We start from the raw sequence: 12344 nt of genomic DNA on the forward strand, positions 1-12344 counted from the left end.
GTTGTTAGCGATCGCTGGTTTTTGATCCTACCTCACCAAATCGCGTTGCTCCCTAGCTATACATCGTTAGCAACTTTAGCCAGGTATTGCTTATACTTTGGTTGTTCACATATTGAGACAGTGGCTGATCGTAAAAATCTTCCATTTGGGCAAATCGCGTTTTTAGCCATAATTTAAGGGAACGGGCATGGAGGGTATTGAAGCGCAGATATTCAATGAGGCGTTGAATGCCTGTATAGTTGTTCTCAATCGTGACCTTCGAGAAAAAGGGATTGCCATCTTTGGGGAATAAAGCCGAACCGACACGGATGGGTTCTAGTTCCACTCCTAGCTTTTGCATAAGAGCCACAAAGTTGTGAAATACGGTAGGAAATTCTAGCACTCCACTTTCCAACATTTTATTGCAATCAGATTGGTTAGACAGAACATTCTTGTTGAGTGTCCGAATATGTCTCCCCAACATGGGCTGCCGTTCAAAACAGGTTGCGATTAAGTGATGGCGATCGCATCGTAGTTTATTTTTTAATACCACTTTAGAAGACGTTGATGCTTAAGTTCTCTTTCATCAGGAATAAACACCAATTCATCAATAGGTGAACTTATAATAAAAAATATTGTGATGCCGCAATCTTCGGCATAAATTTCTCTTGATGCCGCCCGGAATCAGAGTAACTTCAGTGCTACTGAATATACATAAAAAAAACCTACCAGTGCTGGCGCTCCATCTTTGACAAAAAGTCGTCGTGATTGCGCTCCTGATTTACAAAGCTTGCAAAGTTCCTGGAGCAACTAATTCCTCACAAGTGCAGCACAAGTTGTTAACTGCGGTTGTATATTTGCCAGAGATTGCGTTGCGGCTTGGGCTACTGAAAAAGCGATCGCCTACACAGGAAATCCTCAAAGTGTACCTTTACTTCATTTGAAAACCCGCATAGGCGATCGCCTTTATGTAACCGATAAGCGATTTGATAGGTTTGTCCTTGCGATCGCATTGTGGGACAATGGGCTGCTAGATACCGAGTAAAAAAATGCAGTCCCAATCTCCTCGGAAAAATCGTACTAAGAAAAAATAAGAGAAGCAATGAAGCTATATTACATCCCCACAACAAGAGCGGTACGCCCAAGGTGGCTTTTAGAAGAAATGGGAATTGCTTATGACTTAGTTCGAGTCAATATGAGCATTACCAAACAACCAGAATATAAAGAACTACATCCACACAGGAAAGTACCAGTTTTGGTAGATGGATCAGTCACAATTTTTGAGTCTGCTGCAATTTGTGCTTATCTTGCAGACAAATATATCAGTCTAGGATTTGCTCCACTCCCAGATAGCCCTGAGCGTGCTTATTATCATCAGTGGCTCTTTTATGCCGCAGTTACCCTAGAACCACCTGTTGAGCATTACATGTTTAATGTTTTGCCAAATCTGCCAGAAAAACTGCTGCCGGGTTTTGTAAGGTTGGAAACTTCAAAACAAGAATCCCAACAATGGTTTGACAGAGTTGCTGAACCTCTAAGAGAAGTATTGGTTGGCAGAAATTATTTAGTAGCTAATAGGCTAACGGCTGCTGATATTATCACCGGAGGAGTTTTGCTCTGGGCTAAAAAGTTAGGAATGCTCTTAGATGATGATCCCCTTAGCAAATATATCAATGGCTTAATGCAGCGGCCTGCTTTTATACGTGCTGATGAAGATTTTTATGCCAAGATAGCTACAATGTAGAACTGCTCTAGCTTGCCCTCGAGAGCAAAAGAGAATTTTCGGAGGTTGATTAGGAAATTGATAGTTAGTGTTGTTATTTCTAAATTACAATTTCTAGCAGGGATCAAGGGATTTAGTAATTTTGTCTATCTTTGCTCAACGTTCAGCATTCATTCGCCATTTTCTAAAACTTGCATCTGTAAATGTTCTTTCAAATCTAATGGTTCCGTTGGCAGGATTAATAGATGTAATGTTTTTAGGGCATTTAACGGAGATTCGTCATTTAGCAGGTGTGGCACTAGCAACAATTTTATTCAATTATATTTATTGGACATTCGGTTTCTTACGCATGGGTACAACTGGAATGGTTGCACAGGCCATCGGGCGTAAAGATAAGCAATCGGCAGTACTGATTGGTTTACAGCATGGAATTTTAGCACTGATATTAGGACTCGCCATCCTGATATTTCAACAACCTTTACAAATATTAGGGTTTGCGATTCTAAGTGCTACACCAGAAGTTAAAAGTTCTGGAGTTGATTTCTATAATGCTTTAGTATGGGGTGCCCCTGCAACACTGATTAACTTTGTTTTGATTGGTTGGTTTCTTGGACAAGCACAAAGTAGTAAAGTGTTGTTGCTTTCAGCTATTAGCAATTGTGCAAATGTACTACTTGATTATCTATTTATTGTTCAGTGGGGATGGTCAAGTAGAGGAGCTGGGTTAGCGACAGCCACTAGTCAGTATCTCATGCTAATGGTAGGTATTTTGCTATATTGTCAAACAATTTCATTTAAACAAATACAAGCTTTAATTGGGGAACTATTTGACCTGTCTGCTTTAAAATCAGCTTTAATGCTGAATGGAGAAATTATTATTCGGACTTTTGCTTTAATTTCGACAATGGCGATGTTTAGCAACCTCAGTTCTATGTTAGGAACTGAAATTCTGGCGGCAAATACCCTCCTGATGCAAGTGGTGAGCTTGGCAGCATATTTCATTGATGGCTTGGCATTCGCTACTGAGAGCTTGGCTGGAATTTTTCAAGGTAGTGGAAATATTACTTCTTTAAAACAACTGTTGCAAACTTCTGTAGTCAGTAGCTTAATTATAGGATTAATGTTTGCTACTGCATTTATTTTTGCCCCAGAATCATTGTTAAGATTGCTGACTAATCATACTGAAATTATCAATAATTTACGCTCTTATATTCCTTGGTTGTTACCAGTTTTAGGTTTTGGCTCAGTTGCTTATGCGTTAGATGGTTATTTTTTAGGGTTGACTCAAGGTCATATACTTCGGCAAGCTATGCTTATAGCCACTGTAATTGGTTTTATTCCATCAGCAATTACAGCTTGGTATTTCCATAATAGTCATTTACTATGGTTATCAATGTCTTTATTTATGGCAGCAAGAACAATAACTTTGGCATTGTGCGTACCAAAATCATTTTGTAAAACACAGTGAGGGTAGGGTGTTGGGGGTAAGGTTGCAGGTTAGGTTTGGAGAAAATTAAGAATATTAGAAATAAGCGTTGTTTATTGACAAAGATTGGGGCGTAGACGTAGGCCGTCGTAGACATTAGATGCACAGAATATGGTTGCTGGTAATGGGGTGCTGGGTAAGGAAATCTGGGGATAGGCAGCGATCGCTCTAAAAGCGGAGCATAGTCCATCGCAGCAACAATCGAATCCTAAGATTGCCAAAAACCCTGCTGATGTGGGCTATTGGAGTGATGAGTGGCATATTTGGTGTTAAACCTTGTGCCAAGATTTCATTATCTAAGCAAATTGTTAGAAAAGCCAGTGTTGAGGGAAAACTTAAAATAAGAAACTATGAACTATTAAGACTGGGGTATGGGTGCAGGAACATCAACTTTAAGAGGAGTAAAGGTGTGAAATGGTTTTGGAATATAAGTTTTTACGCAATTTTTTGGCTTTGGAACTTGACATTTTTAATGTTAGTTTACGTGGGGATATTGCCATACGTAGGTGTGCCATTATTTCAGGCAACCTTAACAGGTGATATTCCAACTGAATTTTCCTTGACTCTAGTTACTTTAATTGCCATTCCCACAATTTGTAGTATTATTGGTGGCTGGAGGTTTGTTAAACAACCTTTACAACTAATTCGCCTATTTTATGGTGTAGAAGCACCACTATTTGTGTTGTGTTTGTTGCGGTTATTTGTGATTCGAGAACTGACATCAGCTAGTAGCCAAATTCTGATAACAACGGGCGTATGTATAGCTGCTTTTACTGGAGAATTATTTTGGGGTTATGCTTCCCGGCGCAAAAGTAGTTTGCAATGGGTACAAATGTTAGCCCATACATTAATGCTGGTATTTGGCATTTATGCTGGTGCGGTATTGTTATTTTATGCCTTGCCTTTAGCAGTATTTCTGTTGCAAGCATTCATCAAATTTGCATGGGTACAACCATTATGGGATATACTATATCACTCAGCTTTTGTGGGGGGTTTATTCCTGATTCTCACTTGGCTAGCTATTCTTGGTTTTAGTGCCACATTGTTTATTGCAATGCCATCGGCGTTAACAGCAATGTATGTACATTCGGGAGCAAAAATTTTAAGAGCTTTTGCTTCAGAACATGGTAAGAATAAAACATTTGCTGGTGCTGGTGCAGTTGTTGTGGCGTTTGCAGTTACTTTTGTATCTTTACAACAACAACCCCAAGTATTAGCTTTTTCACTCTTAGCTAATGCACCTAAAAATGATAGCGATCGCCAAACACTCGTAGCCAAGTCAGAACAAATCCGCATAGGATTAGTTAACGCTTATTTATCTTCTTACCGCTACCTTAGTAGCAAGCAAGAAAATAACCACATCAGTGCTATGTATGAGCATGTATTAGGCTTAGATAAATCGGCTGCTGATGGATTGCAAGCAACTTATAACTTTCTGATGTCGCCATTTTTATATAATGGTTCTGACAAAGATCCTGCCAAGGCAGAGAAACTTTACGCCGATTTTTTTGATACACCTCTACAAAAAGCAGAAAAAACAGCAGTTAGTCACGCAGTACAATCTACTTTTAACGAACAAGAAGTTAAAGCAGGTTTATTAAATATCAACGAAAAAAAAGTTTTATTAGTATCACAACAAGTCACAGTTAAAGAACATGGTGATTGGGCTGATGTGGAATTGTATGAAGTTTATAAAAACCAAACACGAGAAGTTCAGGAAGTTTTTTACTCCTTTTCTTTGCCAGAAAGCGCTGTAATTACTGGCTTATACTTGGGAGATAGTAATAAATTAGACCAACGTTTCCGTTTTGTTGTCTCTCCTCGTGGTGCTGCCCAAAAAGTTTATAATTCTCAAGTTAGACGTTCACGGCCTATAGATCCCGCTTTGTTGGAACAAGTAGGGCCGAGACATTATCGCTTACGGGCTTTTCCTATTCCTCCTAAGAATGTACAACAAATAGTAGGGCAACCACCACTCCCCACAGAAATGCACCTATGGTTAACTTACAAAGTGCTGGGACAAGACTTGGGTTGGAAAATGCCCGATTTAGGGGAAAGACGTAATATATTCTGGACTAATCAAACCAAGCGTATCCGCAACGGCAAAGAAATCGGTTTGAAAGACGATGCTTGGTTAGAAGAATTCATCCCCGCGAGTGGAAAAATTCAGTCGGTATTACATGAAGTAAATTTAGAGGAAGGCTACAAAATATTAGCTAAACCCCTATTTCGTCAAGATTACACCTTACCCAAACACCAAAAAGTTGCGGTAGTTCTCGATACTTCTCGCAGCATGAGGGAACATATTAAAGAATTGTTGCAAACATTATCATGGTTGAAAAAACACGGCTTTGCAGATAATGATTTGACAAACAACGATGCAGATTTATATCTTAGTGTTTCTCCAGGCGCTGCACCAAAACGGTTAGATGATCTCCAGCAATTTCAACCGGAAAAAGTCGCCTTTTACGGCACAATTCAACCCCAAGAAATGCTGACACAGTTTAATAATTTGCGTGGAGATACAGCTTATGATGTCGTTTTACTATTGAGTGATGAAGGTAGCTATGAATTGTCGAAGAACAATAAAACCGTTCCCGATACGCCTGCACCTTTGTGGATGGTACATTTAGGTGGATTACCTGGGGCTTATAACGATGGCATCATTAAATCATTACAAGATAGTGGTGGTGGAGTTGGTGTTGATATTTCTGAAGTGCTGCAACGAATTGCTACCAAATCAGTTTTAAATGACTCTGTTGTGAGTGTTGTTAATGGTTATGCTTGGTATCTGCAAACATTAGACACAGCAATTGCAACTAGCAACCAACAAGATGATTTATTGCCATTAGCAGCCAGACAATTAATTTTAGGGTTGAGTAAAAAAATTAAGTTAGACAATCTCAAAAGTTTAGATACGATTCATGCCGTAGCTAAAAAGTACAAGATTGTCAGCCCTTATTCTTCAATGTTGGTATTAGTCAACGATGAACAAAGACAGTTACTCAAAGAAACAGAAGCCCAAAGCGATCGCTTTGACCGTAAAGTTGAGAATGGTAAGGAAAATCTTTCTAAACCCCATAATCCCTTGAAAGTTAGCGTACCTGAAGCGTCAGGGGGATGGCTTTTAGGTGTGAGTGCGATTGCCCTATTCATCCTTGTCAAGCGTCGGCGTTAATTAATTACTCACCGTTCTCGATTAGACAACGAAATCATCTCACTGGATAAGTACACCTATTGATGGCTAGGTTCTCTTCCTGATGAAAGAGAATCTAGCCATCAACGTTTTCTAAAGTGGGTTTAAAGAATTAATCAGGGTGCGATCGCTCGATTGCATCTTGTTTTAAGTAGGAATTTTAGCATTGGTTTTGACAATGAAGGTTTCGCAAAAAGGAGATGACTTATGGAATATCGGCAGTTAGGTAAACACGGCATTCGTGTCTCGGAAATTTGTTTAGGGTCATGGCTTACCTATGGTGGCGCAACGGCAGAAGACACTGCCCGTCAATGTATTGAGCAAGCCTATAATTTGGGAATCAACTTTTTTGACACAGCAAATGTTTATGCCGGAGGAGAAGCTGAAAAAATTGTGGGTAACGTGCTGCGCCAGTACCCGCGTGAATCCTATGTTCTAGCAACCAAAGTTTATTTCCCAATGGGCAATGGGCCCAACGATCGCGGACTATCACGCAAACATATTCTGGAGCAATGTGATGCCAGTCTGAAGCGATTGGGACTGGACTACATTGACCTCTACCAGGCACATCGTTATGACCAGACTGTACCCCTGGCTGAAACTTTGATGGCATTTGATCATCTGGTGAAACAGGGAAAAATTCTTTATTACGGGGTTTCTGAATGGAGTGCCGGACAACTCGCCCATGCGACCGACCTAACCCGGTTGGCAAATCTCGCACCGATCGCATCCGATCAGCCTCGCTACAACATGCTTGATCGCACGATCGAAAAAGAAGTGTTACCCGTGTGCCGCCGAGAAGGGATTGGCATAATCAATTACTCACCCTTAGCGCAAGGTCTGCTGACTGGTAAATACAAACCCGGTCAATCCTTACCCCAAGGTTCACGGGCAAGTGACCCGAAACAAAATATGTTTTTAAACAATGGGGAACTGGATCAGCAGCAGTTACTCAAGGTGCAGCGACTGTTGCCCATCGCCGAGCAAGAAGGTTTGAGCCTGAGCCAATTAGCGCTTACCTGGTGCTTACGCAATCCCGAAATTAGTAGCGTTATCATCGGCGCAAGCAAACCAGCACAGGTACAAGAAAACGTTAGTGCATCAGGTAAGCAACTGTCGAGAGCAACAATTCAACACGTTGAAGAAGTTCTGGAAATGGAAATCAGCGATCGCCTCACTGTTGGTGTTTGACGTAAAGAATTTGCTTGGTTCGGTATTGGTGATTCGCTGCTGTTGATTTCTGCCAGCGCAGAAAAGGTTGCTCGTGCCACGATCGCTGGATTATGCCGGGGTGCTACGGAAGTCATTGTGCCGTTTCCAACTTGGCTCTCGGTCAAATTGTATGCTCTGTTCCCCGGACTAATACCAATTCGCAAGTCGCAATGACGCTCGCGGACTCGCTCTAAGCGTTCGCGGTAGCGTCTCTAAGAGTTGCTATGCCGAAGGCGTTGCCTCTCGAAGAGAAGGCTTTACGCTGCGTTAACGCAATTGAGAAATTTAGATGCAGCAAGGCAATCCACTACTATCCCATTATCTGTTTTGCCAATTTCTCCGATATATTGACGAACCACTCCTTGTGTAAAATTTCCACTCTTCCTATGACCAGAATCGTCAATGATTAAGCTAAACCCTCAACTGATTCTTGTCTGGCTACACTTATTCATCATCTCTAACCGACGCTCATTCACCTGGCTACTAGACCAAGGTGCTTCAGTTAAAAAGTGGTGTAATCGGTGGTAAGTTACTCCTACAGCATTAGAAGCCATTTCAGACAGGTTTTTTCTCTCACTTTCACCCAATAATCCCCCTACATAGTGTCTAAACTCCCTTTTTTGAGCTTTATGAGTAAACACATCATCAAACCTTTGACACCATCTTTCAAAGCATGGCGGCATTGCTGCGGGGGTGGTTTCTTTCATCAGCTTTTTTCAACGTGAAACCTATACTGACATAGCATTATACTCTTTTTTACTCTTAAATTTTGTTTAAGTCCCAATAGCCAATGCCGAGTAACTTCGTTGCTCGGCACTGGTTCCAAAGCAAGTGGGGGAAATTAAACTTATGCTGTTTAACACTTTTGTAGGAAAAAGGACACCTTCACCTTGTTTACAAGCCGCTACAGTTAGGGCTGACAATGACCCTTGGCGTCACATGTTGTGATGGGATCATCTAGATTATCTGAAGCATCTGGTGAAGCCTCTGTACTAGGATTATGGTGTGAAGACGGCGCACTCAACGAATTCAATTGTTTAACTGTAAAACTAACTACTCTAGTTTTTGGAAACCCATATTTTTCTAATACCTGATTAAAGTCTTTGATAATATCATCCAAGTGGCGTTCAAGTTGTCTTCCTAATGTTTGATCCTGTTGGTTAACCATTTTTATATCCTTCAATCACTATTTTTGTATTGATTTTAAAGCACATTGTACAACTTCCGAATGTCTTCAAGGCAAACCTAATTGCTTACGAAACTCTGGAGAGTAGTATGCTTGCTGCCAGTTTTTTGCAGATTTAACTTGCTCTGTGCTTATATTTTTGCTTCCACGAAGGTCTGTTCTAATGAGATCCGCATCTTGAAGATTAGCCCCTTGAAGATCCGCATCTTGAAGATTAGCATCTTGAAGATTAGCATCTTGAAAGTTAGCGCTAATAAGGTTTTTATTACCATCTTTAGATAATAAAGATAATAAACCTATATCAGTTTTTGTAAGGTTAGCGTTTTTGAGATCAGCTTTAGAGAAGTTGGCTCCAGGCATACGGGAACCTTGAAAATTAGCTTTAAAAAAATATGTATTTTGGAAATTAGCGCCCGTCAAGTCGGTATATTGCAATTTAGCATATTGGAGATTAGCACCTTGAAGTTGGATAAATCTTAAATATGTTTTATTGTTGGCACTTAACCCACTAGCATTTACCCCTTCTAAACTAACATCATCTTTACTTAAATCTTCGAGAGCTTCCTTTCTTCCTCCACTAGCAGTTTGATTTTGTTGGGCAGAATTAATAATTAGCCAAGCTTGGTAGTGTGCTTGTTTTTTTTGTTCAAGAGCTTGTTTGTGTCTTTCTGGGATAGTCCAGATATAGTGTCCGATAGCAAAAACAGCACTCAACAAAATACCCTTTTGTAACAGCCAAAATATTCCCTTGCGGAGAAGAAATATTTTATTCTTCAAGGGTAAAGACATGAACCATTTTGTCCATACTGATGCTATTTTTTTCCAACTATCAGATTTGGGGTAAGGGGCAACAGGTTCATCTGTTTTAAAAACATACAAGCGGCGATAAGTATCTAACGGAATATTTAACTGTTCAGCTTCCTTTATCATGTCGCACTCATGCTGTAGATTATCCGGCCCCTCGTAAACTCTGGCAAAGCTCTCTCGTAATTGTTCAATGTTTAACATGGCTTCTATAATACGAGTAAAAACACTCATAATAAGAAATACTTTACTACAGCAACGCTACGTCAACGCACTTGACTCTTTTGAACATCTTTTAATGAAGCGATCGCCCCAGACATATCTCACATTTCCTCTCTACGAGACGCTCAACGCGAAAGCTTGAAGAAGAGATCGCCCAAAAATTAACATTCATTGATGATGTCCTCACTAGCATCGTACTGGCGTAATACACTGAAAGTAAGAAGTCGGATAGTTGACCGTGGAATTATCAACACTACAAGGACAACCAGCAAGTATTCTCGGTTTGGCAGGGCAATCGATGGATGCTGCAACTGTTTTATTGACATTTGAGGCGGGAATCAATTACTTTTTCTTTTACAATTTAGAATCTGAAAACTTTTTGAGTGGCTTAAAATCTCTGTTGCTAACAAACCGTGAGCAGGTCTTGGTGGCAACGGGGAGTGAAAACCGAGATATACAATCTTTACGCCTTTACCTCAACTCTGTGCGCCGTCGCCTAGATGTTGAGCAGGTGGATATATTTTTTATTGAATATGTTTCGCCTGCTGACGACATGACCCAGGTTCAGGTGTTGCTTGATGAACTTCGTTTGTGGAAGGACTCTGGAGTTGTGCGCTACGTGGGAGTTACCACACACAATCGAGTTATTGCTTTAGAAATGATAGAAGGTCATCAGTGTGATGTGTTGATGCACCGTTACAATATGGCACATCGCAAGGCTGAAGAAGATGTTTTGCCTGCTGCTCAAAAAGCTGGTATTCCCGTGGTGGCATTTACTTGCACGCGCTGGGGAACGTTACTCAAAGGTCATCACAACTGGCAGCTTCAACCACCTACGGCAGCAGACTGTTACCGCTATGTGCTAAGTCATCCGGCAATACGTCTGGCACTCACCGCACCCCAAACTAGGCAGCAATTAGAAGAAAATCTTTCTGTATTAAACTCACCTCAAATTTCAAAGCAAGAAGTAGCCCATTGGCAGGAATATGGCGACTTGATTTATGGAACTGGGCAAGATGCGTTTGATACTCAGTGGGTTTGAGGACGGGTTGAAAGTGTATCCAAAGACTGCTGGTTGCGATCGCGCAGCGTCTTTGACAGGACAAGGTAATCACCATCAGGCGACTCCTTTGTGAGCATCACAATTTTCTATTCAGTTTTCATCAATGCTTCCAACTGAGCTAACAACTTCTCTACTTTGGATTTTTTCTTCGGATCATCCCATACTTTCGCTTTTTTGAAGCGTTGAAAAGTATCATCAACACGCTCTTTTATGGATGCTGGTTCTGTTTGCTCTGATGACTCTGATTGAGCAGCAGACTCAATTTCTTGAATCTTACGCTTGATTTCGCTCAGTGAGAGATTGTAGGCGATCACATCTTCTAAGAGTTGAATTCTTGTTTTTTCATCTTGAATTCGGGTGATCGCTCGTGCTTTAGTGTATTCGATTTGACCAGAACGCAGTACCTCTAGCACATCAGCAGGGAGATTGAGCAAAGGAATGCGGCTGACGCGAAAACTTTCAGCGCTGAATTTACCGATGGCTAAGAGGATAGATTCAATAGTTTCCATCTGACGGAAAACGTTTTCCGTCAAATCCAAGTTTCGCTTTTTGGCATTGGCAGCAGAGTTGAGGACGGAGATAACCTCGTTTCTGGTAACACTGAGTTCAATGCTCAAAAGTTCAAGTATTCCCTCGGTTTCTTCTACAGGATTTAGGTCTTCGCGCTGGAGATTTTCAACAAGCTGCACCTTAGAGGTGGTGACATCATCCATTTCGCGGATAACCACAGGGACTTCGGTTATGAGAGCAAGTTGAGCAGCCCTTAAACGGCGTTCTTTTGCCACAAGTTCATACCCTTCACCCGGTAGGGGTCGCACCAACAGAGGTTCGAGGATACCTAGCTCTTTGATTGAGCGTGATAGTTCTTCCAGCTTTTGAGTGTCGAAGTAGCGGCGGGGTTGTGAGGCAGGCAGCTTGATTAAGTTGATGGCAACAGTAGTTGGTGAATTAGCAGTACTTTGGGTTTGGTTAAAGCTTTCGCCGAGTAGGGCGGCTACACCTTTTAATTGGCTGGTATAAGGTTGTTCTTTTTTGCTCACTGTTGTCACAAATTAAGGTTGTAAGTTCTGCAAGGTAGTTGTCAAGCTTCTTGGTCAGAAGACACGACAAAAGGCGATCGCACTTCCCTTGTCGTTTTTGTGCGATCGCAGTGCAATACTGGATAGCCTTTCCTCTAAGAAAATTGTTAGTTAAGTGCTTGGACGATGCCTGCGGCGGTCTACGCTGGAGCAGGGAGAATCCACTCTTAGAGGTACTGCCCCTCAATAATCTGTGTTATCAGCACAGCGCCTCAATGAGTCGGCTTCAGGTGGAAGGCGGAAGATGGAGGAATTGAACCTCCAAGTGTTACCCTGCTCTAGTTTTCAAGACTAGTTGCCCAGAGCGATCAACGAGACTCGTAGCTTGTTTCCCGCAGGGTACTCGTGTCTCCTGGTTGGAAGCCAGGGGTGTTTACCGCTACACCATGACCGC

The 12344-nt window shown here is 41.4% G+C and carries 11 protein-coding genes, 1 tRNA gene and 1 pseudogene; 7 read left to right on the top strand and 6 right to left on the bottom strand.

Annotated features, from left to right (window positions below):
- Positions 1–52: 52 nt before the first annotated feature.
- A complete protein-coding gene (locus ACFE90_RS01520) occupies positions 53–532 on the bottom strand; it encodes a hypothetical protein (RefSeq protein WP_375497111.1) in 480 nt (159 codons plus the stop codon).
- Positions 533–743: 211 nt separating this feature from the next.
- Between ACFE90_RS01520 and ACFE90_RS01525 the strand changes: the two genes are divergently transcribed.
- From ACFE90_RS01525 to ACFE90_RS01550, 6 genes are all read left to right on the top strand, one after another.
- On the top strand, positions 744–923 hold the full coding sequence (locus ACFE90_RS01525; RefSeq protein ID WP_375497113.1) for a hypothetical protein: 180 nt from the start codon (positions 744–746) through the stop codon (positions 921–923).
- Between the two features lie 158 nt (positions 924–1081).
- Complete coding sequence (locus tag ACFE90_RS01530) at positions 1082–1723, top strand: glutathione S-transferase family protein (RefSeq protein ID WP_375497115.1); 642 nt, start codon at positions 1082–1084, stop codon at positions 1721–1723.
- 121 nt (positions 1724–1844) lie between these two features.
- On the top strand, positions 1845–3170 hold the full coding sequence (gntT, locus tag ACFE90_RS01535) for a guanitoxin biosynthesis MATE family efflux transporter GntT (protein ID WP_375497117.1): 1326 nt from the start codon (positions 1845–1847) through the stop codon (positions 3168–3170).
- Positions 3171–3597: 427 nt separating this feature from the next.
- Positions 3598–6366, top strand: coding sequence for a TIGR02921 family PEP-CTERM protein (locus tag ACFE90_RS01540; RefSeq protein ID WP_375497119.1), 2769 nt, complete (start codon positions 3598–3600; stop codon positions 6364–6366).
- Positions 6367–6591: 225 nt separating this feature from the next.
- Positions 6592–7575 (top strand): aldo/keto reductase family protein, encoded by a 984-nt coding sequence (locus ACFE90_RS01545; RefSeq protein ID WP_375497121.1) that lies wholly within the window; start codon positions 6592–6594, stop codon positions 7573–7575.
- A gap of 42 nt (positions 7576–7617) precedes the next feature.
- The gene (locus ACFE90_RS01550) at positions 7618–7770 is read left to right on the top strand and encodes a hypothetical protein (RefSeq protein WP_375497123.1); all 153 of its coding nucleotides are present in this window, start codon (positions 7618–7620) and stop codon (positions 7768–7770) included.
- Positions 7771–7901: 131 nt separating this feature from the next.
- On the opposite strand, the pseudogene ACFE90_RS01555 reads toward ACFE90_RS01550, so the two are convergent.
- The 3 genes and pseudogenes from ACFE90_RS01555 to ACFE90_RS01565 all read right to left on the bottom strand — a co-directional run.
- A pseudogene (locus ACFE90_RS01555) lies at positions 7902–8303 on the bottom strand (transposase); the annotation flags it as partial.
- A gap of 203 nt (positions 8304–8506) precedes the next feature.
- The gene (locus ACFE90_RS01560) at positions 8507–8764 is read right to left on the bottom strand and encodes a hypothetical protein (RefSeq protein WP_375497125.1); all 258 of its coding nucleotides are present in this window, start codon (positions 8762–8764) and stop codon (positions 8507–8509) included.
- Positions 8765–8830: 66 nt separating this feature from the next.
- Entirely contained in the window at positions 8831–9820 is a 990-nt protein-coding gene (locus tag ACFE90_RS01565; protein WP_375497127.1) for a pentapeptide repeat-containing protein, read from the bottom strand.
- Positions 9821–10046: 226 nt separating this feature from the next.
- Here ACFE90_RS01565 and ACFE90_RS01570 point away from each other — a divergent pair, with 226 nt between their 5' ends.
- Positions 10047–10850, top strand: coding sequence for an aldo/keto reductase (locus tag ACFE90_RS01570; protein ID WP_375497129.1), 804 nt, complete (start codon positions 10047–10049; stop codon positions 10848–10850).
- A 107-nt stretch (positions 10851–10957) separates the two neighbouring features.
- On the opposite strand, the gene ACFE90_RS01575 is transcribed toward ACFE90_RS01570, so the two are convergent.
- Both ACFE90_RS01575 and ACFE90_RS01580 read right to left on the bottom strand, forming a co-directional pair.
- Positions 10958–11911, bottom strand: coding sequence for a ParB/RepB/Spo0J family partition protein (locus ACFE90_RS01575; RefSeq protein ID WP_375497241.1), 954 nt, complete (start codon positions 11909–11911; stop codon positions 10958–10960).
- Positions 11912–12253: 342 nt separating this feature from the next.
- Positions 12254–12344 (bottom strand) — tRNA-Gly (locus ACFE90_RS01580).

Origin of the sequence: uncultured Nostoc sp., assembly GCF_964245445.1 — a bacterium.
GTDB lineage: Bacteria > Cyanobacteriota > Cyanobacteriia > Cyanobacteriales > Nostocaceae > Nostoc.